Origin of the sequence: Sphingomonas zeicaulis, assembly GCF_050433225.1 — a bacterium.
GTDB lineage: Bacteria > Pseudomonadota > Alphaproteobacteria > Sphingomonadales > Sphingomonadaceae > Sphingomonas_D > Sphingomonas_D zeicaulis.
This window is the reverse complement of record NZ_JBNPXQ010000001.1, coordinates 458,578-480,171: the sequence shown is the minus strand read 5'-3', so window position 1 is coordinate 480,171 and position 21,594 is coordinate 458,578. Positions and strand designations below refer to the sequence as shown.

The following is a 21,594-nucleotide window of genomic DNA, read 5'->3' as shown; positions in this document are numbered from 1 at the left end:
TAAACATGTCTGAGACGCATATCGACGATCTGGCGATGAGGGTCCGCCCGCGCACGGTATCGAACCTGATGCTATGGGGCATTTTCGGCTTCTTCGTGCTGTTCCTGATCTGGGCGGCGATCGCCGAGATCGATCGCACCGTGCGCGGCCAGGGCCGCGTGATCCCCAGCTCGCAGCTCCAGCTCGTCTCGAACCTCGAAGGCGGCGTGGTCGAGCGGATCCTGGTCCGCACCGGCCAGTTGGTGAAGCGCGGCGATGCGCTGCTGCGGCTCAGCCCGATCCAGAGCGCCGCCGAACTGGGCAGCGGCCAGGCGACCACCTACGCGCTGTTCGCCAAGATCGCGCGACTGGAGGCCGAGGTGGGAGGCCGCGCCCCCGCCTTCCCCGACGCGCCCGACGAGCAGAGCCGGGGCCAGGTGGAGATCGAACGGGCGCTCTATCGCTCGCGCATCGCCGATCTTTCCAGCCTGCAGGCCGCCGCCGCTGCCCGCGTCAGCCAGTCGCGCAATGCCCTCGCCGAGGCACGCTCGGCCGAAGCGGCGCGAATCTCCGCGCGCGATTCGGCACGGCTGCAGCTCGATGCGATCCGTCCGCTCGTCGAACGCGGCATCGAACCGCGCGTCTCGCTGATCCAGGCCGAAAGCCAGGCGGCGGTGGCCGCCAGCGAAGCCGCCGGCGCCGCCTCCGCGGTCGCGCGCGCTCAGGCCGCGGTGGGCGAGGCCGAGGCGACGATGCGCCGCGCCACGCAGGATTGGCGCGCGCAGGCCGGCGGCGAACTTTCCGCCGCCCGGGCCGAACTCGATGCACGGCGCAGCACATTGCCCGCCCTCGCCGACCGCCAGAGCCGCACCGTGTTGCGCGCGCCGCTCGACGGCCGCGTCAACCGCGTGCTCGTCAGCACCGTCGGCGGCTCGGTCGCCCCCGGCGCGCCGGTGATCGAACTGGTCCCCAGCGAAAACACGCTGCTGGTCGAGGCGCAGGTGCAACCCAAGGACATTGCGTCGGTGAAGATCGGCCAGCGCGCCAAGGTCGATATCACCGCCTATGATCCGGCGATCTACGGCTCGCTGGAAGGCAACGTCGTCGCGATCTCGCCCGATGCGGTGCTCGACGAACGCAATGGCGAGACCCATTATCTCGTCCGCGTGCGCACCACTGCCGCCGGCATCCGCCGCAACGGCAAGCTGCTGCCGATCGGCCCGGGCATGACTGCCACGGTCAACTTGCTGGGCGAAAAGCGCACCGTCCTCAACTATCTCCTCACCCCGATTACCCGCATCCGCGACCAGGCCTTCCGCGAGTAGGGCTGCGCCCGAGAAGGTGTCCACAAGGCACAAAAAGGCCCTCTCCCGCCGCGCGCGGGAGAGGATTCATTGCGCAAGCGTCGCAACGGTTACACCCCTTCAGCGACGCTCTCGGTGACACCGGTAGGCCGCCCACCACTGACATCGCCCGCAGAAATCGAGCCAAATCGACTCCCTGCCGCGCCAAAGCGAGCGGAAATCTGGTTACCTTTTATTCATAAAGTCGTTACACTCGGTCCCAACCGGTGTACCGCAAGCGCCGGATCGGGGTGTCGCTTGAGCAAGAAAATCACGAAATCCGCGAAGATTCCAACCCAGCGCTGGATCGTCGCCGGTGGCGGTGCCATCGCCATCGCGCTGACCGCCTCCGCCTATAGTTTCGCGCATGCCGACGCGGCGGCGCAGGCGCAGCCGGGCCTCACCTCGGGCTATGCCGGCTCGGTGCCCGCGGTGATGCGTCGCGGCGGCCCCAGCCTGATCGACTATGCGCGGCTCGATCGCCGGCTGCAGCAGGTCGTCGCCACGCCGGGCATGGTCGGCATGGCCGTCGCCATCGTCGAAAATGGCGAGCTGCGCTTCGTGAAGGGCTATGGCGTCACCCAGTATGGCACGCATGACCCGGTAACGACGCGCACCGTGTTCCGCTGGGCCTCGCTGTCGAAGGGCGTTGCCGCCACCACCGTCGCCTCGCTCGCCGCCGACGGCAAGATCGCGCTCAACGCGCCGATCTCGCGCTATTCCTCATCGCTCAAGCTGCCGGGCGGCGCCGAAAACCGGCTGACCGTCACCGATCTGCTCGCCCAGCGCCTCGGCATCGTGCGCAACGCCTATGACGGCAAGCTGGAAGCCGGGCAGGATCCGCGCGTGCTGCGCACCCAGCTCGCCACCGTACCGATGCAGTGCGCCGCCGGCGGCTGCTACAGCTATCAGAACATCGCCTATGATGCGGCGTCGGAGATGGTCGAGCGTGTCACCGGCCGCCGTTACGAGGATGTCGTTCGCGAACGCATCTTCCTGCCGCTGGGCATGACCAGCGCGACGATCAGCCGCCAGGGCCTGCAATCCGCGCCGAGCTGGGCGCGATCGCATGTCGGCACCCGGGTGATGCCGGTGGTCGACAGCTATTATCGCGTGCCCGCGGCGGGCGGCGTCAACAGCTCGATCATCGACATGGGCCGCTGGATGCAGGCGCAGATGGGCGTCGCCAGCGGCGTCGTTCCCCCCAGCCTGCTCAAGACGATCCACGCGCCGCTCACCGTCACCGGCCGCGCACGCGGCTTCGGCATCGAGGATCGTGCGATCTCCGGCGTGACCTACGGCATGGGTTTCCGTGAATATGCCTATGCGGGCCACCAGCTCGTCGGCCATCGCGGCGCGGTGCGCGGCTATCGCTCGCTGATGGTGTTCGATCCGGTCCAGCGCACCGGCGTCGCCATCCTGTGGAACTCGCAGAGCACCAAGCCGGTCGGGCTGCAGCTCGAAGTGCTCGACATGCTCTATGGCCTGCCCACGCGGGACTGGCTGAAGGTCGACATGCCGGGCACCGGCCGCACGCTGGTTTCAGCCACCGCCGACACCGCGGAGTGACCGCACAGTGATCGCCGATCGGGAAATCCGCGTTCTGCGGCTTTCACCGGCGGCAAGCCTCGGCTAGGGCGGCGCCACTATGGCACAACCGCGCACCCTCTATGAGAAGATCTGGGATGCCCATGTCGTCGATCGCCGCGACGACGGGACCTGCCTGATCTATATCGACCGTCACCTCGTCCACGAAGTCACCAGCCCGCAGGCGTTCGAGAGCCTTCGCGTCGCCGGCCGCAAGGTCCGCCGCACCGATCTCACCCTCGCGGTGCCCGATCATAATCTTCCGACGACCGCGCGGCTCGATGCCGAGGGCCGGCGGATCCCGATCGCGGATCCCGAAAGCGCGGCACAGCTCGCCGCGCTCGAGCGCAACACCGCCGAATTCGGCATCCGTTATTTCGGCGCGACCGACGTCGAACAGGGCATCGTCCACGTCGTCGGCCCCGAACAGGGCTTCACCTTGCCCGGCACGACCTTGGTGTGCGGAGACAGCCACACCGCCGCGCATGGTGCGCTGGGCGCGCTGGCGTTCGGCATCGGCACCTCCGAGGTCGAACATGTGCTGGCGACGCAGACCCTGCAGCTCAAGCAGTCGAAGACGATGGAGATCCGCGTCGACGGCACGCTCGGCTTCGCGGTCAGCCCCAAGGATGTCGTGCTCGCGATCATCGGGAAGATCGGCGCCGCGGGCGGCACCGGCTACGTCATCGAATATACCGGCTCGGTGATCCGCGACATGTCGGTCGAAGGGCGGCTGACCGTCTCCAACATGTCGATCGAAGGCGGCGCCCGCGCCGGCCTGATCGCGCCGGACGACAAGACCTTCGCCTATATCAAGGGCCGGCCGATGGCGCCCACGAGCGAGCATTGGGACAAGGCGGTGGCGTGGTGGAAGACGCTGCCGACCGATGCCGGCGCCCGCTACGACAGCGTCGTCACGCTGCAGGCGAGCGACATCGCCCCCAACGTCACCTGGGGCACCAGCCCAGAGGATGTCGTGCCGATCACCGGGGTCGTCCCCGATCCGATGAGCTTCGCCGATCCGTCCAAGCAGGCGGCAGCGAAGAAGTCGCTCGACTATATGGGTCTCGTGCCGGGCACCCGCCTGCAGGATGTGGCGGTGGAGAATATCTTCATCGGCAGCTGCACCAACAGCCGCATCGAGGATCTGCGCGCCGCCGCCGCGGTGCTCAACGGCCGTCACATCGCCGATGGCGTCCATCAGGCGCTCGTCGTGCCGGGCTCCGGCCTCGTCAAGAAGCAGGCCGAGGCCGAAGGGCTCGATCGCATCTTCGTGGCCGCCGGCTTCGAATGGCGTGAGCCAGGCTGCTCGGCGTGTCTGGGCATGAATCCGGACAAGGTGCCGGCGGGGGAACGCTGCGCATCGACGTCCAATCGCAATTTCGTCGGCCGGCAGGGCCCGGGTGCGCGCACCCACCTGCTCTCGCCGGCGATGGCGGCCGCGGCTGCGATAACGGGACGGCTCACCGACGTTCGGGAGCTTGTGGGGGAGTAAGCGCGTGAAGCGGGTGATGTATGCGTTGATCGGCGGTGCGGCGTTGTGCGGCGTCGTCGCCTTCTCCGCCTCTGGGCAGAGCGACCAGACGCGCAAGGAAGCGGCGAGCACCGCCGATGTCCAGTTGTGGCGGCTGGATTGCGGCGCGGTGCGCGTCAACGATCTCAACGCCTTTTCGGACGTTCACGCCTATACTGGCCGTTCCCGCCAGCTTGCCGCGAGTTGCTATCTGATCCGCCACGGTGCGGATTACATGCTGTGGGATGCGGGCATATCGGAAAGCCTGAAGGGCAAGCCGACCAGCGCGAAGGACCCGATCAGCCTCACGCTCACCGTCACCATCCCCGAACAGCTCGCCAAGATCGACGTGAAGCCCGAGCAGATCCGGTTGCTGGGCATCAGCCATTATCATGGCGATCATATCGGCCAGGCGCCGGCGTTGACCAACGCGAAGCTGATGATCGGCAAGGGTGATCTCGATGTGCTGAAGGCTGGCCCGCAGCCGCGCATCGACCCTGCCCCGCTAGCCCGCTGGCTGACCGGCGGCGGCGAGGCCGAAGGCGTGGTCGGCGACAAGGACGTTTTCGGCGACGGCAGCGTGGTGATGTTGTCGCTGCCCGGCCACACGCCGGGGCATCATGGTCTGCTGGTGCGGCTGCGCAACAAAGGCGCAGTGCTGATCTCGGGCGATGCAGCCCATTTCAACGACAATCTCGTCAATGACGGGGTGCCGGGGTTCAACACCGATCGCGCCCAGTCGCTCGCCTCGCTCGGGCGGCTGAAGGGGCTGGCGACCAACATGAACGCCACGCTCGTGCTGCAGCACGAGCCCGAGGATATTATCAAGCTGCCGGTATTCCCGGCATCGGCGAACTGAGTGCAGGACTGATTATGAAGGCCGTGGACAGCATCGAGGGACGCGCGATCCCGTTCGGCGCGAAGAATGTCGATACCGACGTCATCATCCCCGCCAAATGGCTGAAGACCATCAGTCGCGCGGGGCTGGGCAAGGGCGCGTTCGAAACCGTGCGCGCCGAACCGGGCAACATCTTCGACGATCCCGAGTATAAGGGCGCGCCGATCCTGATCGCCGGTGACAATTTCGGCTGCGGCTCCAGCCGCGAGCATGCCGCCTGGGCGCTCGCCGATCTCGGCATCGAGGCGGTGATCGCGCCGAGCTTTTCAGACATCTTCTCGGGCAACGCGTTCAAGAACGGACTGCTGACGGTGGTGCTGCCGCAGGACGCAGTCGATCGGCTGCTCGAAGTGGCGAAGACCCACCCGGTCCATATCGACCTCGACAGCCAGACGGTGACGACGCCGTTCCAGGATCGCTTCAGCTTCGAGATCGACCCGTTCCGCAAGCATTGCCTGGCGGAAGGGCTCGATGAGATCGGCTTGACCCTGGCGCTTTCGGACCGCATCGCGAGTTATGAGGGGCAGCGCGCCGCCGAGCGGCCCTGGATGTAATCTCACCGGGCGGGGGTAAAGGCAGATGATCGCGCACGCGCAACGGCCCGCCGTTGCGCGGGGGCCCCGGCCATCCTATCTTCGTGCTCGATCATGAGCCGCATTGCGCAAGGGACGCCGATGACCACTTTTGATGAACGCGAACGGGCCTTCGAAGCCAAGTTCGTCATGGATCAGGATCTTCAGTTCAGGATCACGGCGCGCCGCAACCGGTTGCTCGGTCAATGGGCCGCCGTGCAGATGAAGCTGACCCCGGAAGAGACTGACGCCTATGCCAAGGCGGTCGTCCAGGCCGACTTCGAGGAAGCCGGTGACGAGGACGTCATCCGCAAGCTGCTGGGCGACCTGACCGCCGCCGGCGTCGAGGTCGACGACGCGACCGTGCGCCAGGCGCTGTCGGACAAGGCGGCCGAGGCGCGCCGCCAGTTCATGGAAGCGCAATAAGATGCCGATGCCGGCCAATGAGATCGAGGCGATGATCGTCGCCGCGATCCCGGACGCGCATGTCGAGATCACCGACCTCGCCGGCGACGGCGATCATTATGCGGCGCGGGTGGTTAGCGAAACCTTCCGCGGCGTTCCGCGCGTGCGGCAGCACCAGGCGGTCTATGCCGCGCTGGGCGGCCGAATGGGTGGCGTGCTGCACGCGCTGCAGCTCACCACCGCCGCGCCCGACAAGGAGCTTTGAGAATGACCGAAGACACGCTTGCGCGCATCGACGCGCTGGTGAAGGGCAACGACGTGCTGCTCTTCATGAAGGGCAGCCCGCTGTTCCCGCAATGCGGCTTTTCCAGCCGCGCAATCGCCATCCTCGACCATCTCGGCGTGAAGTATGAGAGTGTCGACGTGCTGCAGGACCAGGGCATCCGCCAGGGCATCAAGCAATATTCGGATTGGCCGACGATCCCCCAGCTCTATGTGAAGGGCGAATTCGTCGGCGGCTCGGACATCATGATGGAGATGTACGAAGCCGGCGAGCTGCAGCAGCTCCTGACCGACCAGGGCGTCGCCAAGGCGGGCTGAGCCTGATTTCAGCCCCCTTTTTTTGGGCTGCCATTCTTACATCAGCGCTGAAGCCGCGCAGATAGCCCTCTCCCGCGAAGTGCGGGAGAGGGCTTTTTGCGCCGACCTCACGTATCGCGCTCCTCCCGGAATCTCTTCGGCTCAAGGCCGGGATGACGGGAAGTTGAGAGCGCACGCGGCCGGACACTCCCCCTCCCCGACGCTGCGCGCCGGGGAGGAAAAACCTAATCCTCAGCCAGCGAACACCTGCTTGCCGATCTCGCGGATCGCCGCGCCGATGTCCTCGCGCGCGGCGGCCAGCGCCATGTTGGCGTGGATGAAGCCGGCCTTGTCGCCGCAGTCATAGCGGGTGCCGGCGAAGGTCAGGCCATGGAACGGCTGGTTGCCGATCATTGAAGCCATTGCGTCGGTCAGTTGGATCTCGCCGCCGGCGCCCTTGCCCTGCCCTTCGAGGATGCGCATCACCTCGGGCTGCAGGATGTAGCGTCCAATCACCGCAAGATTCGAGGGCGCGGTGCCCGGCGCGGGCTTCTCGACCAGGCCCTTCACTTCCGTGAGCGCCGCATCGCGCGTGCCCGGCGTGATAACGCCATACATATGCGCCTGGTCGTCGCGCACTTCCTGCGCGCAGATGATATTGCCGCCGACCTTCTCATAGGCATCGACCATCTGCTTGAGGCAGCCGGGCTGGCCGACCATCAGATCGTCCGCGAGCAGCACCGCGAAGGGCTCGTCGCCGACGATGTCGCGCGCGCACCATACCGCGTGGCCCAGACCCAGCGGCTCCTGCTGGCGCACCGACACGATCGAGCCCGGCTTCGGACGGGTGCCGTCCAGCGCCGCGAGCGACTTGCCGCGCGACGACAGCGTCTGCTCCACCTCGAACGCGAGGTCGAAATAATCCTCGATCGACGACTTGTTGCGGCCGTTGACGAAAATCAGCTGCTCGATGCCGGCTTCGAACGCCTCGTCCACTGCATATTGGATCAGCGGACGATCGACGACGGGCAGCATTTCCTTCGGCACGGCCTTGGTCGCCGGAAGAAAGCGAGTCCCCAGCCCTGCCACCGGGAACACCGCCTTGCGAATGCGCTTCATTCCGTCTTCCTCCTGTTCATCGTCCACGAGTTTGGGTCGAACCCCTGGAAGCACCCTGACGCGAAGTCAATTTCCAGAAAGTTACAACGTCCTGCCTAACATGCATTTATACCGCCCACCCGGTCCGTGACCGATCCGGCGCAAGTTTCGCCCGAACGCCGCGCGGGCTTGACCAACTCGCGGGGCCGCGCCGTCAGGCTGCGACGACGCCCTCCTTCAGCCGCGCCGCATAGCTCTTGCGGAACTTGCGCAGCTTGGGCGCCACCACCGCCATGCAATAGGGGTTCTGATCCCCCACCCGCGCGAAATATTCCTGATGATAATCCTCCGCCTCATACCAGGTGTTGGGATGCTCGATGGTGGTGACGATCGGATCGGGCCAGTCCGCCGCGGCGCGCGCCTTGGCAGCCTCGGCGGCGACGTGCTGCGCCTCCGAATGGGGGAAGATCGCCGACCGGTATTGCGTGCCGACGTCATTGCCCTGGCGGTTGAGCTGGGTCGGATCATGGATGTGGAAAAAGATATCGAGCAGGTCGTCATAGCTGATCACATCCGGATCGAACCGGATGCGCACCGCCTCGGCATGACCGGTGTCACCGTTGCAGACCTGCTTGTAGGTGGGGTTTTCAAGCCAGCCGCCGATATAGCCGCTCTCGACCGACGTCACGCCGATCACATCGTCGAACACCGCCTCGACGCACCAGAAGCAGCCCCCGGCGAGCGTTGCGATTTCTTCCGCCATGTTCTTGTGTCCCATTCCTTCTCGTGCCGCCAAGATAGGCCGGAGGCGGCCGCGCTTCAATCGAGCGCGGGCAGCGGCCCCGCCAGCAGTGGCGGCATCAGCGGCTTGCCCGCCGCTTTCAGCGCATCGACCTCCGCAGCGACGCCGCTGACAAGCGCGACCTGCTTGCCGCGGCCGAGATGGGTGCCGTCCGCCAGGATGCCTGCGCCATGTTCGCGCAACAGCCGATCCCAGAAGCGCGCGGCGGCGTGCGGATCGAAACCCGCACGCGCCATCAGATAGACGCCGAGGCGATCCGCCTCGATCTCGGTCGCCCGGATCAGCCGCGCGTTGCGCCCGATCTGCCCGAACAGGCCGCGTGAGACCCCTGCCTCGTTCAGCCGCGCGCGGTGGCGCAGGATGTTGTGCGCCATCTCATGCGCGATCACCGTCGCCAGCTCATCATCATCCTGGGTGAAGTCGACCATCGCCGAACTGAGCTGCGCGGTGGTGCCGTCCGCCCAGCCATTATAGGTTTCGGACGGGCGGATCTCGACGCGCGACGCGCAGCCCGGAACCCCGGTGACGGTGATGGCCAGGCGCTGGCCGCCGCGCTCCAGTTCCAGCCGGCCGCTGCCGTCCGCCATTACGCGGTCGATCGCGGCGCGCACCACGGGCATATGGTCGTCATCGCCCGGCAGCGCGTCGAAGCGGGCATCGTCGATCGCGATCAGCCTGTCGTCCGTCTGCACGCCCGCCGCCTCGGCCGGACTGCCGGGCACGACGCCCTCGATCGCGATGCCCTTGTCCCCGCCGAACAGGCTGCGCGCGGCATCGCGGAAGCCGCTGGTATATTGGCCGAGATCATGAACGACGAGGCCCGGCAGCGGCTGGGTCACCGGGCAGATTTCGGCACTGGCGCGCGCGATCCGGTCGGCAATGGTCGCCAGCCGCACATCGTCGGCGCGCAACTGGCGCAGCACCTCGATCGCGGTGTCGTCGGAAAGCGGCGCGGCGGTCGCTGGCCCCACCACCGTGGCGAGGGACAGCAGCAGGGCGATCAGGGGTTTTCGCATCGGTCCCGGGGCATAGCGCGGGGAATGTCAGCCGTCGATGGTAACCAAGGCGTCGGCGAAGCGATCTACCTCGGCGCGATCGTGGCTGACATGGAGGATCGGCAGCCGCACCTCGGCGCGGATGCGGTCGAGCGCGGCGAGGATGTCCGCACGGCGCGGCGCGTCGAGCGAGGCGAGCGGTTCGTCCATCAGCAGCAGCCGCGGCGCCGAGAGCAGCGCGCGGCCGATCGCGACGCGCTTGGCCTCGCCGCCCGAGAGCGTCGCGGGGTAGCGGGCCAGCAGATGGCCGATCGCGAGCAGGTCCACCGCCTGTTCGAAGCCGATGATTGGCGTCCGCCCCCGCGCCCGCGCCGCTCCATAATCGAGGTTCCGGGCGACGGTAAGGTGCGGGAACAGCAGCGCGTCCTGAAACACGAAGCCGATCGCGCGCGCCTCCGGCGGCACGTCCACGCCCGGCGCGAACACCGCGTCGCCGTCGATCAGGATACGGCCCTCGTCCGGCCGCAGCAGCCCTGCGACCATGCTGAGGATGCTGGTCTTGCCCACGCCCGACGGCCCGAACAGCGCGGTCACGCCGCCGCCGGCGGTGAAGCGCGCGCCCACGCGGCGGTCGCCGAGCCGTTTCCAGGCGTCGAACTCAAGCATGGCGTTGCCTGCGCGCCAGCGCCTCGGATCCCAGCAGCGCCGCGAGCGAGACGATGATCGAGAGGATCGCGAGCCGCGTCACCGCCCCCTCCCCGCCCGGCGCCTGCAACGCGGTGTAAATCGCCAGCGGCAAGGTCTGGGTCTCGCCGGGGATGTTGGAGGCGAAGGTGATCGTCGCGCCGAACTCGCCCAGCGAGCGCGCGAAGCCCAGCACCAGCGCCGCGGCGATGCCGGGCCGGCACAGCGGCAATGTGATGCTGACGAACACGTCCCACGGCCCCGCCCCCAGCGACCGCGCCGCGCCCTCCAGCCGCTGGTCCACCGCCTCGATCGACAGCCGGATCGCGCGCACCATCAGCGGCAGCGCCATCACCGCCGCCGCCACCGCCGCCCCCGTCCAGTGAAAGACGAAACCGACGCCGAACCAATCGTGCAGCAGCGCGCCCACCGGCCCGTTGCGCCCGAACAGGATCAGCAGCAGCCAGCCCGTCACCACCGGCGGCAGCACCAGCGGCAGATGGACGACGGCATCGAGCAACGTCCGCCCCGGAAACCGCCGCCGCGCCAGCAGCCAGGCCAGCGCGAAGGCGAAGGGCAGGCACAGCAGCACGGCGGCGATGCCGACCTTGAGCGACAGCCAGAGGATCGACCATTCGGCCGCGGTGGGCATCAAGGCGCGGTAAATCCGTGGGCCCGGAAGATCGGCAGCGCGGGGCCGACCAGATAGGCGCGGAACGCCTCAGCCTCGGGTGCGGACGCGGCCTTCAGGCGTGCTATCGGGTAGGCGATCGGCGGGTGGCTCGATGCCGGAAAGATGCCGACGACGCGGACCTTCTTCGATGCCGCTGCGTCCGTCTCATAGACGATCCCGAGCGGCGCCTCGCCCCGCTCGACCAGGGACAGCGCCGCGCGAACATTCTCCGCCACCGCCACCCGGTCGGCCACCGCGGGCCACACGCCAAGCGCGGTCAGCGCCGCCTTGGCATAGCGGCCCGCCGGCACCCCCGCGGGATCGGCAAGCGCCAGCCGCCCGTCGCCCAGCGCGGCGCCGATCGCCATGCCGGGCCCGACCGTAACCGCGGACTTTGACGTCGCCGGCGCGATCAAGACCAGCCGGTTGCCGAGGAAGGATGTGCGGGACGCCGGGTCGATCAGCCCCTTGGCGGCAAGCGCATCCATCCATTCCTCATCGGCGGACAGGAACAGGTCCGCCGGGGCGCCGCCTTCGACCTGCCGGGCGAGCGCCGAGGAAGCCGCAAAGCTCAGCACCGGCCGCGCATGCCCCTCTGCCGCCCACGCATCCGCCGCTTCCGTCAGCGCCTCCTGCAGGCTCGCCGCGGCCAGCACGACGGGTGCCTTGGGCGGCTCCGCTCCGCAGCCGGAGAGAAACAGCGCGAACAGCAGGAGGAGATTCCGGATCATATCCGGGGATATACAAAGCTGCGATCCGGAAGGCGAGAGGCACCGGCATCGCGATTCCTCCCCGACGCGCAACGCCGGGGAGGAGAACGGCTGCGCTTACAGCGCCCCGTGGCAGTGCTTGTACTTGTTGCCGGATCCGCATGGGCATGGCGCGTTGCGGCTGACGCGGCCCTCCCACTCGGCGGGATCGCCACCCAGTGTCTCGGCATCGTCCGCCGGTGCAATATATTGCATCGGCGCCAGGCGCGTCGTCACCAGGCCATAGCCGGCGTCGATATCGTTGGTGTCGTCCTCGCCGGTCAGCGGGTCGATATGCGTCGTGAAGATGTCCGGCATGCGCGGCAGTTCGGGCAGGTCCGGCAGTTCCTGCGGCGACATCATGAATTCGGCATGCGCCAACGTCTTCGTCACATCCTCGCGGATCGCGTCGAGCATGCGCTGGAACAGCGCGAACGCCTCCTGCTTATACTCGTTGATCGGCGTCTTCTGCGCGTAGGCGCGCAGGTGGATCACGGCGCGCAACGCATCGAGCGTCGCCAGATGCTCCTTCCAGTGATGATCCAGGTTCTGGATCATGACGCTCTTCTGCACGCGGTTCCAGGTGTCGTCCGGCAGTTCGGCGGCCTTGACCTGGATCGCGGCGTCGGCAGCGGCCTGGATGCGCTCCTCAAGCATCTCGGGATCGACATGATCCTCGTTCAGCCACGCGTCGATGTCGGGCTCCAGCGCCAGCACGTCCTGCACGCGCGTCTTCAGCCCGGCGACGTCCCACTGCTCGGGATAGGTGTTGGGCGGGCAGGCATCGGCGACGATCGCGTTGACCGTCTCGGCACGCATGTCGACGACGATGTCGTCGACGGTGTCCGCGTCCATGATGTCGTTGCGCTGCTCGTAGATCACCTTGCGCTGGTCATTCATCACGTCGTCATATTCGACGACCTGCTTGCGCTGCTCGTAATTGCGCGCCTCGACCTTCTTCTGCGCGGTCTCGATCGCCTTCGACAGCCAGCGCGAACCGATCGCCTCGCCGTCCGCCAGATTGCTGTTCATCATCTTGGCGAACAAGGTGTCCGGTCCGAAGATGCGCAGCAGATCATCCTCAAGGCAGAGGTAGAAGCGGCTGAGGCCGGGATCACCCTGGCGGCCCGAACGGCCGCGGAGCTGATTGTCGATGCGGCGGCTCTCGTGCCGCTCGGTGCCGAGCACGAACAGCCCGCCGGCTTCCAGCACCTGCTGCTTCTCGACCGCGATCTCGGCGCGGATGCGCTCGATCGCCGCGTCGCGCTCGGGCCCTTCCGGCATGTCGCGCAGTTCGTCTTCCACACGAAACTCGAGGTTGCCGCCCAACTGGATGTCGGTGCCGCGGCCTGCCATGTTGGTCGCGATCGTCACGGCGCCGGCGCGGCCGGCCTGCGCCACGATATGCGCCTCGCTCTCGTGGAAGCGGGCGTTCAGCACATTGTGCTTGGTGCCGATTTTGGTGAGGAAGTCCGACAGCAGCTCGGACTTCTCGATCGAGACGGTGCCGACCAGCACAGGCTGGCCCTTGTCCGCCTGCTCCTTGATCGCCTTCGCGATCGCGCCGAACTTGTCGAGCGTGTTCTTGTAGAACTCGTCTTCCTGGTCGATCCGCTGCACCGGCACGTTGGTGGGGATCGTCACCACGTTCATCTTGTAGATGTCGTAGAATTCCTGCGCCTCGGTCGCGGCAGTGCCGGTCATGCCCGAAAGCTTGGGATACATGCGGAAATAGTTCTGGAAGGTGATCGAGGCGAGCGTCTGGTTCTCGGGCTCGATCTGAACGCCTTCCTTGGCCTCGACCGCCTGGTGCAGACCGTCCGACCAGCGCCGCCCGTCCATCATGCGGCCGGTGAACTCGTCGATGATGACGACCTTGCCGTCCTTCACGATATAGTCGGTATCGCGCTTGAAGATCGCGATCGCGCGCAGCGCCTGGTTCAGGTGGTGGACGACCTGGGTGTTTTCATAGTCGTAGAGGTTGCTGCCCTGCAGCAGCCCCGCCGCCTCCAGCATCCGCTCGGTCTTCTCGGTGCCGTCCTCGGTCAGGATGATCGAGCGCTGCTTCTCGTCGACCTCATAATCATCGGGCACCAGCTGCTTCACGATCGCATCCATGCTCATATAAAGCTCGGACTTGTCGTCGGTCGGGCCGGAGATGATCAGCGGCGTGCGCGCTTCGTCGATCAGGATCGAATCGACCTCGTCGACGATCGCGAAATTGAACGGCCGGTGGACCATCTGCTCGCGATCATATTTCATGTTGTCGCGCAGATAGTCGAAGCCGAACTCGTTGTTCGTGCCGTAGGTGATGTCCGCGGCATAGGCGTCGCGGCGCTGGTCCTCCTGCAGGTTGGGCACGATGATGCCGACCGTGAGGCCAAGGAAGTTGTAGACCTGGCCCATCCACTCGGCGTCGCGGCGGGCGAGATAGTCGTTGACGGTGACGACGTGGACGCCCTTGCCTGGCAGCGCATTGAGATAGCAGGCCAGCGTCGCCATCAGCGTCTTGCCCTCGCCGGTGCGCATCTCGGCGATCTCGCCGCGATGGATGACGATGCCGCCGATCAGCTGAACATCATAATGGCGCTGGCCGAGCACGCGGCGCGAGGCTTCACGCACCGTCGCGAACGCTTCCGGCAGCAGATCGTCGAGATCCTCGCCGGCTTCCAGCCGATCGCGGAAGCGCTGCGTCTGCCCGCTCAGCTCCTCGTCGGACATCGCCTCCAGCGACGGTTCGAACGAACCGATCTGGTTGACGACCTTGCCGAGCGACTTGACGTAACGATCGTTGGACGATCCGAAAATGGCCTTGGCCATGCCACCGAACATGCTGCTTATCCTGTTTGTCTTGGCCTGCGCGCCGCGCGGCCCCGCCGCCACGGCGCATCCCTGTTCACGAAAACCCTTGCCGCATCACCCCTGGGCCGGCGGCAGCGCGCGCTTACTCCCGCCGGCGAACGCTCAGCAGGTCGGCTGCGATGGCGCGCGCGGGCACGGCGCCGGCGAACCACAGGCGGGCCGCCCGCGCGACGGCGAACGGGCTGCGCGGCTGGGGAATGGCCCGGCGCACCGCAACGGCGCGCGTGGCCACCGTCTCGACCGCAGCGCCGATCCCGGCGACCGCGGATTGCTCGACCTGCGCCACTTCGATCCGGCGGTCGCCGGTCAGCGCACCGGTCAGCCCGGCGAGCAGCGCAGAAAGGAAGAGCAGCAGTTCCAACGTCGATCCCGCATGGTTTCGCTTCGCCACATAAGTGCTGTGCGGCGGTTCGGCTAGTCAAAACGGGCAGGCCGCGCGCGCCATGTTCCATCCTGCGCGCATCCCCCCTATAGCCCGCCTCGACCCTACCAAGAGGAGCGCATGACCGATCGATCCCCGCTCGCGCCCGCCAGCTTTCCCGAACTGCCGCCGATCGAAGGCGTATCGCTGCGCGTCGCCCGCGCGCGCTACAAGGCGTGGGATCGCTGCGACCTGACCTATGCAGAGCTGGCGGAGGGCACCGCTGTCGCCGGCGTGCTGACGCAGAGCCGCTGTCCCTCCCCCGAGGTGGAATGGTGCCGTGCGGCGCTGACCTTGGGCAAGGCGCGCGCGCTGGTGGTCAACGCCGGCAATTCCAACGCCTTCACCGGCAATCGCGGCCGCGCCGCGGTGGAAGCGATCGCGGCCCGCACCGCGCAGCATCTCGGCTGCGATCCCTCCGACGTGTTCGTCGCTTCGACCGGCGTGATCGGCGTGCCGCTGCCGATCGACAAGGCCGAAGCCGGGCTCGACGCCGCCTTCACCGCCGAGCCCTGCGACTGGGAAGCGGCGGCGGCTACAATCATGACCACCGACACCTTCCCCAAGGCGGCGGTGACCTATGCCGTCGTCGGCGGCAAGACGGTGTCGCTGGTCGGCATCATCAAGGGATCGGGCATGATCGCGCCGGACATGGCGACGATGCTCGGCTTCGTCTTCACCGACGCCGCGGTCGCCCCGGAACTGCTGCAGCAGATGCTGTCCGCCGCGAACCGGCGGAGCTTTTCCAGCATCACCGTCGACAGCGACACCTCGACCAGCGACACCGTGCTGGCCTTCGCGACCGGCGCCGCCCGCAATGAGCCCCTGGCGAGCATGGACGATGCCGGCGCGGACGCCTTCCAGTCGGCGCTGTCGGACCTCTGCCTGCAGCTTGCCCACCTCGTCGTCCGTGACGGCGAAGGCGCGACCAAGTTCATCCGCATCGATGTCGAGGGCGCCGAATCCGATCGCAGCGCGCACCGCATCGCGCTCAGTATCGCCAACTCGCCGCTGGTGAAGACCGCGATCGCGGGCGAGGATGCCAATTGGGGCCGCGTCGTCATGGCCGTCGGCAAGGCGGGCGAGCCGGCCGAGCGCGACAGGCTCGCGATCCGTTTCGGCGCTACCCAGGTCGCGCGCGACGGGCTGGCGCTGGCCGGCTATGACGAGGCGCCGGTCGCCGCGCACCTGAAGGGCAAGGAGATCGAGATCGGCGTCGATCTCGGTCTCGGCGAAGGCCGCGCGACGGTTTGGACCTGCGACCTGACCCATGGCTATATCTCGATCAACGCCGATTATCGGAGCTGAGATGCACCCCCTGAATGCCCAGGTCGACGCGCTGCTGCGCGCGGTTTCCGCCGAAGTCGTCATGCCGATGTTCCGCAGCCTCGGCGCGGACCAGATCGAGGAGAAGGCGGAGGATGATTATGTCACCGCCGCCGACAAGCTTTCGGAGAAACGGCTGACCGAAGGCCTGCTCGCGATCGATCCGTCGACACGGGTCGTGGGCGAGGAGGCGGTCGCCGCCGATCCGACCGTGGTCGCCGGGATCGAGCAGGGTGCGGTGTGGATCGTCGATCCGATCGACGGCACCGGCAATTATGCCGCCGGGCGCCCGCCCTTCGCGATCATGGTCGCATTGGCGGTGGAGGGGGTGATCGAGGGCGGCTGGATCCTCGATCCGGTTACCGGGCGGATGGTGCACGCGGCGCTCGGTGCCGGCGCCTTCGTCGATGGCGCGCGCGTCCACGCACGCGGCACCGGCGCGGCGCTGCCCGTCGCCGCCATCACGACGCGCTTCCTGCCCGCAGGCATGCGTGAAGGGATCATCGAGCGCCTGCCCGGCCGCATCACCGAAGCGGCGCCGCCGCTGTGCGCCGGCGAGCAATATCCGCGGCTGGTGCTGGGCGAGAATGACGTTGCGATGTTCTGGCGTGCGCAGCCCTGGGATCATGCGCCGGGCGCGCTGTTCCTCACCGAGGCCGGCGGCCGCCTCGCACGCTTCGATGGCAGCCCCTATCGGCTGGGCGAGGACCGCACCGGTCTGCTCGCCGCGGCATCGCCCGAGCTGTGGGATCGCGCCGCCGCCATCCTCTTCGGCTGATCCCGGCCAAATCCGGGACCAGCCCGCGCGGCGCCTGAGCGAAACCCTCTCCCGATCGGCCGCAGCCCGGGAGGGACGGTACAAGGACCATCGATGCTGACGATCTGGGGCCGGCTCAATTCGCACAATGTGAAGAAGGTTGCGTGGGCGGCGCAGGAAATCGGCGTGCCCCATGTCCGCCACGACGTCGGCGGCGCGTTCGGGATGAGCGACGCCTATCTGGCGCTCAACCCCAACGCGCTGATCCCGACGATCGAGGATGACGGGCTGGTGCTGTGGGAATCGAACGCGATCCTGCGCTACCTCGCCGCGCGCTACGCCGCGGGTACCGCGCTGTGGCCCGACGATCCCGCTGCGCGGGCGGTGGGCGACAAATGGATGGACTGGCAGTTCGGCTATGCCGATGCGCAGCGCGACGCCTTCCTCAACTTGGTGCGCCGTCCGCCCGAGCGGCGGGATGCGCAGGAGATCGCCGCATCCGCCGTGGCATCGGCCAAGATGATGACCATCGTCGAGCGCGCGCTGGAACGCACGCCCTGGCTGTCGGGCGCCGCGTTCGGGCTGGGGGACATCCCGATGGGTGTCTACGCCCACACCTGGTTCACCCTCGCCATCGATCGCCCCACCCTGCCCGCGGTGTCCGGCTGGTACGAGCGGCTTAAGCAGCGTCCGGGCTATGCCAGCCAAGTGATGATCCCGCTGACCTGAAGCCGCGATCGTTGCTCTGCGTCCAGGCGCAAAAGTGACGGTTGCGTGACGCAATCAGCACCGCGCATCCTTTGAGTGCATGAACTGCACTCAGGATCACCTGTTTTAAAATTGCGCCAAAGCGAAATAATATTAGTTACGCGCTTGCACCGCTTCCGGTGCGATGCGGGTGCAACCCGTGACCAGGATCGGACCACCTCGGTCGATCTGATCCGCGAATCCTGGCCTTGATCAAAACCGAAGATGGCCCCGGTCGCCTGATGGCGATGTCGGGCACAAGGTTCTGTGGAGTAAAGACATGAAGACGTTCGAAACGGCATCGAGCCTCGCGCTCGCGTTCGCCAGCCAGCTTCTCGTGGTCAGCGCGGTTATCGCGTTTATCTGATCCCGATGCCTGAGCATCCCCGCCTGCCGGCTCAGACCGGCGCGGGGATAAGCTCGCTTTTTCCTTTTTTCGCCGTGGCTTGCCCGGCGGCCGGCCCGTCCAGGGTGGCGAGCACGAATTCCACGAAAACATCGCCGCGGATATAGGCCTTGGGATCCTTGTCCCACGCCGCCGCCGGCTTCGTCGCCTTGATTTCGGCCAATGTCCGCCCCTCGGCGCGCGCCCTCGCCACCCGATCCCGAATCTCGACAAGCATGTCGCGATAGGCGACCAGATCCGCGCGCGACGCGACATCGCCATGCCCGGGAATGATCCGGGTGCGCGCATCGCTCAACGCCAGCGCGCGCTCGACCCCCGCGATCATGCCCTTGATGCTGCCGCCCGACGACAGATCGATGAAGGGCAGCCCATAGCGCACGAACACGTCGCCGGTGTGGAGGATGTTCGCCTTCTCCCACTTCACCAGCGCGTCGCCGTCGGTATGCGCATTGGCGACATGCACCGCGGTCAGCGTATCGCCGTTCAGATGCAGGCTGAGGCCGTCGGCGAAGGTGAGTTTCGGCAGTGCTTCCGCTGCCGCGGGCGGGAATTTCAGCTTGAACGCCGCGATTACCTGATCGCTCGCCAGCCGCTGGCGGACATTGTCATGCGCGACGATCAGCGCGCCGCCCTTGCCGAGCGCGGCATTGCCGCCGCTATGGTCGAAATGCCAATGCGTGTTCACCACATAGCGCGCCGGGCCCTTGCCGAATTTTTCCAGCGCGGCGGTGAGCTTGGGCGTCATCTGCACATAATCATCGTCGATCACGACCAGCCCGTCCGGCCCGTGCGACACCGCGATATTGCCGCCGCCACCGAACAGCACGCTGAGTTCGGGAGTCAGCACCTCCGACCGGATGTCCGGATTGGGAATCTCCTGCGCCTGGCTGACGGCACAGGCCGCGGCGACCAACGGCAACAACAGCGCGATGACACGCATCGGCATCCCTCCCCCTTTTTTGCCGCCCGCCTGACTTGAGGCGGCGTGGTTTGGGCGCACGCTGCCCGAACTCGGGGGCGCTTGTCACGGGGGTTTCGGAACTGGCGTCTCGAATTACGATCGACGAAGAGCGGCCGTGAGATCTGTCCGGGCGAAATCGTCGCCCACGTAGAGCAGGGCACAGCTAAACTCGCTCGCGACCTCATAGCCGAAGCAATCGCCAAAATTCAGCCCCGCCGGGTGAACCCCCTTCCCCCATTTGCCGTAAGCCGCTGCTGCTCGGCGCGCTGAAGCGGGCGTAACGCTGACGATTTCAAAACCGAGCCCGTCGATCAACTGCGCCGCCTCGCTGCCCAAGTTGCGCCGCCCCGCAACGATCAGCGTTTCCATGACTGTACCCGCCGAGATCAACAGTCGGTCTTCGGCTTGAAGCGCGGCGGCACAGGCATCCGCATCCGGCTCGTTCAGCAGGATCGCCATCAGCGCTGACGTATCAACCGCGATCATTTGGGCAAGCCGTCCTCACCATACAGGAAATCCTGACTGCGCGCGGCACTCGACCCTGGCGCCGCTTTCGCGGCGGCGGAGGCCCGCACAGCATCGAGCAACACCTTTCGGGATTTCGCATCAGCGACCGGTTTCACCGGAACCAACCGCACCGCAGCGTGGCCGTGGCGAGTCAGGATGACCTCATCACCTGCCTCCGCGCGCCGTACGAGATCGGTGAGTTGGCCCTTCGCTTCGGTCACAGAGATTTGCATGACACTGCCTTCGTCTGCCTTGATCGTTGACTTAAATTTAGACCATTTGATAGTCCGTTTCAATCATCAACGACGGAGCGATTTACTGTAGCGCGCGGTGAGGCACGCGGCGTGTTCTGTGAGATCGAAGCGCGATCGATTTGCTTCGACGCCGGCTTCTCCACCGTCGGTCCCCCTCCACGACGCTGCGCGCCGAGGAGGAAAGCAAGGACGGCGGCTCACCTCAGCCCAAAACAAATCGGGCGACGCAGTCTGCACCGCGCCGCCCGTATCGTATCTATGGGTTGGAACGTCCGATCAGGTCAGGTCTTCCCACATGTCCTTGATCTTGGCGAAGAAGCCCTTGGAGTTAGGGCATTCGTCCCCCGTCTCGGTCTCGCGGAATTCCTCGAGAAGCTGCTTCTGCTTCGCCGAAAGCTTGGTTGGCGTTTCGACGTCGATCTGGATCACCAGGTCGCCGCGGCCGCGGCCCTGCAGCACCGGCATGCCGGCGCCGCGCTGGCGGATCTGCTTGCCGGACTGGATCCCCGCCGGAATGCGGATCTCGTGCGTCGCGCCATCCAGCCCGGGGATCGAGATCGAGCCGCCGAGCGCCGCGGTGGTGAAGCTGATCGGCGCACGCGCGAACAGCGCGGTGCCTTCCCGCTCGAACACCGCATGGCGGGTGAGGTGGATGAAGATATAGAGATCGCCCGGAGGCGCGCCGCGCGCACCCGCCTCACCCTCGCCGCTCAGCCGGATGCGCGTGCCTTCGTCGACACCGGGCGGGATGGTGACGTCCAGCGTCTTCTCGCGATCGACACGGCCTTCGCCATGGCAGGCGTTGCACGGATCGGAGATGGTCTGGCCGGCGCCGTGGCAGCTCGGGCAGGTCCGTTCGACCACGAAGAAGCCCTGTTGCGCGCGCACTTTGCCGTGGCCGGCGCAGGTGCCGCAGGTCTTGGCACCGGTGCCGGGCTTGGCGCCCGTGCCCTCGCACGTCTCGCACGCAGCGGACACGTCGATGGTGATCTCGGTCTTCTTGCCGTGGAACGCATCCTCCAGCCGGATCTCCATGTCGTAACGGAGATCGGCACCGCGGCGCGCCTGGCGCTGTCCGCGGCCGGAGAACTCGCCGAAGATATTCTCGAAGATATCGGCGAAGCCGGAGAAATCCTGCTGGCCGCCGCCACCGCCGCCGCCATTCTGGAAGGCCGCCTTGCCGAACCGGTCATAGGCGGCGCGCTTCTGCGGATCCTTCAGGCAATCATAGGCTTCGCTGATCGCCTTGAATTTTGCCTCACTATCCTTGCACCCCGGATTTTTATCCGGGTGATAGCGCATCGCCAGCTTGCGATAGCTGCTCTTGATGCTCGCATTGTCTGCGCCACGCTCGACTTCGAGCAGCTCGTAAAAATCAGCTTCGATACTCATGCCGCCCCCGACATAGGCCGCGCATCCCGCATTTGCGAGAGGTCAAGGCCGTCCCCCTGCCCTCTTCCGACCACAGCCGGAAGC

23 protein-coding genes are annotated in these 21,594 nt (G+C 66.8%); 11 read left to right on the top strand and 12 right to left on the bottom strand.

Annotated features, from left to right (window positions below; all coding sequences use genetic code 11):
- The first annotated feature begins 5 nt into the window (after positions 1-5).
- From FHS96_RS02435 to grxD, 8 genes are all read left to right on the top strand, one after another.
- A complete protein-coding gene (locus tag FHS96_RS02435) occupies positions 6-1,304 on the top strand; it encodes an HlyD family type I secretion periplasmic adaptor subunit (protein WP_429587722.1) in 1,299 nt (432 codons plus the stop codon).
- A 276-nt stretch (positions 1,305-1,580) separates the two neighbouring features.
- Entirely contained in the window at positions 1,581-2,891 is a 1,311-nt protein-coding gene (locus FHS96_RS02430) for a serine hydrolase domain-containing protein (protein ID WP_429587720.1), read from the top strand.
- A 79-nt stretch (positions 2,892-2,970) separates the two neighbouring features.
- Positions 2,971-4,404: a 3-isopropylmalate dehydratase large subunit gene (gene leuC / locus FHS96_RS02425; protein ID WP_429587718.1), complete on the top strand. Its 1,434-nt coding sequence runs from the start codon at positions 2,971-2,973 to the stop codon at positions 4,402-4,404.
- 4 nt (positions 4,405-4,408) lie between these two features.
- Positions 4,409-5,281 carry an N-acyl homoserine lactonase family protein gene (locus FHS96_RS02420; protein WP_429587717.1) on the top strand — a complete coding sequence of 291 codons (873 nt, stop codon included), beginning with the start codon at positions 4,409-4,411 and terminating at the stop codon, positions 5,279-5,281.
- A gap of 14 nt (positions 5,282-5,295) precedes the next feature.
- Complete coding sequence (leuD, locus tag FHS96_RS02415; RefSeq protein ID WP_429587716.1) at positions 5,296-5,874, top strand: 3-isopropylmalate dehydratase small subunit; 579 nt, start codon at positions 5,296-5,298, stop codon at positions 5,872-5,874.
- A 120-nt stretch (positions 5,875-5,994) separates the two neighbouring features.
- Positions 5,995-6,318, top strand: coding sequence for a DUF1476 domain-containing protein (locus FHS96_RS02410; RefSeq protein WP_429587715.1), 324 nt, complete (start codon positions 5,995-5,997; stop codon positions 6,316-6,318).
- 1 nt (position 6,319) lies between these two features.
- Entirely contained in the window at positions 6,320-6,562 is a 243-nt protein-coding gene (locus FHS96_RS02405) for a BolA/IbaG family iron-sulfur metabolism protein (RefSeq protein WP_429587714.1), read from the top strand.
- A gap of 2 nt (positions 6,563-6,564) precedes the next feature.
- Complete coding sequence (grxD, locus tag FHS96_RS02400) at positions 6,565-6,897, top strand: Grx4 family monothiol glutaredoxin (RefSeq protein ID WP_429587713.1); 333 nt, start codon at positions 6,565-6,567, stop codon at positions 6,895-6,897.
- 231 nt (positions 6,898-7,128) lie between these two features.
- Here the strand turns inward: grxD and galU are convergent, their stop codons facing one another.
- The 8 genes from galU to FHS96_RS02360 form a co-directional block, all read right to left on the bottom strand.
- The gene (gene galU, locus FHS96_RS02395; RefSeq protein WP_429587712.1) at positions 7,129-7,995 is read right to left on the bottom strand and encodes a UTP--glucose-1-phosphate uridylyltransferase GalU; all 867 of its coding nucleotides are present in this window, start codon (positions 7,993-7,995) and stop codon (positions 7,129-7,131) included.
- A 193-nt stretch (positions 7,996-8,188) separates the two neighbouring features.
- On the bottom strand, positions 8,189-8,737 hold the full coding sequence (gene msrA, locus FHS96_RS02390) for a peptide-methionine (S)-S-oxide reductase MsrA (RefSeq protein WP_429589569.1): 549 nt from the start codon (positions 8,735-8,737) through the stop codon (positions 8,189-8,191).
- Positions 8,738-8,793: 56 nt separating this feature from the next.
- Entirely contained in the window at positions 8,794-9,792 is a 999-nt protein-coding gene (locus tag FHS96_RS02385; RefSeq protein WP_429587711.1) for a M48 family metalloprotease, read from the bottom strand.
- A gap of 27 nt (positions 9,793-9,819) precedes the next feature.
- Complete coding sequence (locus FHS96_RS02380) at positions 9,820-10,437, bottom strand: ATP-binding cassette domain-containing protein (protein WP_429587709.1); 618 nt, start codon at positions 10,435-10,437, stop codon at positions 9,820-9,822.
- Positions 10,430-11,107, bottom strand: coding sequence for a molybdate ABC transporter permease subunit (modB, locus tag FHS96_RS02375; RefSeq protein ID WP_429589566.1), 678 nt, complete (start codon positions 11,105-11,107; stop codon positions 10,430-10,432). Before modB ends, FHS96_RS02380 begins: the two co-directional genes overlap by 8 nt.
- A complete protein-coding gene (gene modA, locus FHS96_RS02370; protein WP_429587707.1) occupies positions 11,107-11,859 on the bottom strand; it encodes a molybdate ABC transporter substrate-binding protein in 753 nt (250 codons plus the stop codon). Before modA ends, modB begins: the two co-directional genes overlap by 1 nt.
- Positions 11,860-11,955: 96 nt before the next feature.
- Positions 11,956-14,709, bottom strand: a complete 2,754-nt coding sequence (secA, locus tag FHS96_RS02365) for a preprotein translocase subunit SecA (RefSeq protein ID WP_429587706.1) — start codon at positions 14,707-14,709, stop codon at positions 11,956-11,958.
- Positions 14,710-14,821: 112 nt separating this feature from the next.
- Positions 14,822-15,100: a hypothetical protein gene (locus FHS96_RS02360; protein ID WP_429587705.1), complete on the bottom strand. Its 279-nt coding sequence runs from the start codon at positions 15,098-15,100 to the stop codon at positions 14,822-14,824.
- A 141-nt stretch (positions 15,101-15,241) separates the two neighbouring features.
- Here FHS96_RS02360 and argJ point away from each other — a divergent pair, with 141 nt between their 5' ends.
- The 3 genes from argJ (at position 15,242) to FHS96_RS02345 (ending at position 17,972) form a co-directional block, all read left to right on the top strand.
- On the top strand, positions 15,242-16,468 hold the full coding sequence (gene argJ / locus FHS96_RS02355; protein WP_429587704.1) for a bifunctional glutamate N-acetyltransferase/amino-acid acetyltransferase ArgJ: 1,227 nt from the start codon (positions 15,242-15,244) through the stop codon (positions 16,466-16,468).
- A gap of 1 nt (position 16,469) precedes the next feature.
- On the top strand, positions 16,470-17,264 hold the full coding sequence (locus tag FHS96_RS02350; RefSeq protein WP_429587702.1) for an inositol monophosphatase family protein: 795 nt from the start codon (positions 16,470-16,472) through the stop codon (positions 17,262-17,264).
- A 93-nt stretch (positions 17,265-17,357) separates the two neighbouring features.
- Positions 17,358-17,972 (top strand): glutathione S-transferase family protein, encoded by a 615-nt coding sequence (locus FHS96_RS02345; protein WP_429587700.1) that lies wholly within the window; start codon positions 17,358-17,360, stop codon positions 17,970-17,972.
- Between the two features lie 416 nt (positions 17,973-18,388).
- On the opposite strand, the gene FHS96_RS02340 is transcribed toward FHS96_RS02345, so the two are convergent.
- From FHS96_RS02340 to dnaJ, 4 genes are all read right to left on the bottom strand, one after another.
- Positions 18,389-19,342 (bottom strand): MBL fold metallo-hydrolase, encoded by a 954-nt coding sequence (locus FHS96_RS02340; protein WP_429587698.1) that lies wholly within the window; start codon positions 19,340-19,342, stop codon positions 18,389-18,391.
- Positions 19,343-19,450: 108 nt separating this feature from the next.
- Positions 19,451-19,843, bottom strand: a complete 393-nt coding sequence (locus tag FHS96_RS02335) for a type II toxin-antitoxin system VapC family toxin (protein WP_429587697.1) — start codon at positions 19,841-19,843, stop codon at positions 19,451-19,453.
- A complete protein-coding gene (locus FHS96_RS02330; protein ID WP_429587696.1) occupies positions 19,840-20,085 on the bottom strand; it encodes a type II toxin-antitoxin system Phd/YefM family antitoxin in 246 nt (81 codons plus the stop codon). Before FHS96_RS02330 ends, FHS96_RS02335 begins: the two co-directional genes overlap by 4 nt.
- Before the next feature lie 309 nt (positions 20,086-20,394).
- Positions 20,395-21,510: a molecular chaperone DnaJ gene (gene dnaJ / locus FHS96_RS02325; RefSeq protein ID WP_429587695.1), complete on the bottom strand. Its 1,116-nt coding sequence runs from the start codon at positions 21,508-21,510 to the stop codon at positions 20,395-20,397.
- Positions 21,511-21,594: the final 84 nt, after the last annotated feature.

Excerpts from the sequence above, each read along its gene's own strand:
- FHS96_RS02435 (WP_429587722.1), top strand. The coding sequence starts at position 6 with ATGTCTGAGACGCATATCGACGATCTGGCGATGAGGGTCCGCCCGCGC.
- leuC (WP_429587718.1), top strand. The coding sequence starts at position 2,971 with ATGGCACAACCGCGCACCCTCTATGAGAAGATCTGGGATGCCCATGTC.
- leuD (WP_429587716.1), top strand. The coding sequence starts at position 5,296 with ATGAAGGCCGTGGACAGCATCGAGGGACGCGCGATCCCGTTCGGCGCG.
- FHS96_RS02410 (WP_429587715.1), top strand. The coding sequence starts at position 5,995 with ATGACCACTTTTGATGAACGCGAACGGGCCTTCGAAGCCAAGTTCGTC.
- FHS96_RS02405 (WP_429587714.1), top strand. The coding sequence starts at position 6,320 with ATGCCGATGCCGGCCAATGAGATCGAGGCGATGATCGTCGCCGCGATC.
- grxD (WP_429587713.1), top strand. The coding sequence starts at position 6,565 with ATGACCGAAGACACGCTTGCGCGCATCGACGCGCTGGTGAAGGGCAAC.
- galU (WP_429587712.1), bottom strand. The coding sequence starts at position 7,995 with ATGAAGCGCATTCGCAAGGCGGTGTTCCCGGTGGCAGGGCTGGGGACT.
- msrA (WP_429589569.1), bottom strand. The coding sequence starts at position 8,737 with ATGGCGGAAGAAATCGCAACGCTCGCCGGGGGCTGCTTCTGGTGCGTC.
- FHS96_RS02385 (WP_429587711.1), bottom strand. The coding sequence starts at position 9,792 with ATGCGAAAACCCCTGATCGCCCTGCTGCTGTCCCTCGCCACGGTGGTG.
- FHS96_RS02380 (WP_429587709.1), bottom strand. The coding sequence starts at position 10,437 with ATGCTTGAGTTCGACGCCTGGAAACGGCTCGGCGACCGCCGCGTGGGC.
- modB (WP_429589566.1), bottom strand. The coding sequence starts at position 11,107 with ATGCCCACCGCGGCCGAATGGTCGATCCTCTGGCTGTCGCTCAAGGTC.
- modA (WP_429587707.1), bottom strand. The coding sequence starts at position 11,859 with ATGATCCGGAATCTCCTCCTGCTGTTCGCGCTGTTTCTCTCCGGCTGC.
- secA (WP_429587706.1), bottom strand. The coding sequence starts at position 14,709 with ATGTTCGGTGGCATGGCCAAGGCCATTTTCGGATCGTCCAACGATCGT.
- argJ (WP_429587704.1), top strand. The coding sequence starts at position 15,242 with ATGACCGATCGATCCCCGCTCGCGCCCGCCAGCTTTCCCGAACTGCCG.
- FHS96_RS02350 (WP_429587702.1), top strand. The coding sequence starts at position 16,470 with ATGCACCCCCTGAATGCCCAGGTCGACGCGCTGCTGCGCGCGGTTTCC.
- FHS96_RS02345 (WP_429587700.1), top strand. The coding sequence starts at position 17,358 with ATGCTGACGATCTGGGGCCGGCTCAATTCGCACAATGTGAAGAAGGTT.
- FHS96_RS02340 (WP_429587698.1), bottom strand. The coding sequence starts at position 19,342 with ATGCCGATGCGTGTCATCGCGCTGTTGTTGCCGTTGGTCGCCGCGGCC.
- FHS96_RS02335 (WP_429587697.1), bottom strand. The coding sequence starts at position 19,843 with ATGATCGCGGTTGATACGTCAGCGCTGATGGCGATCCTGCTGAACGAG.
- dnaJ (WP_429587695.1), bottom strand. The coding sequence starts at position 21,510 with ATGAGTATCGAAGCTGATTTTTACGAGCTGCTCGAAGTCGAGCGTGGC.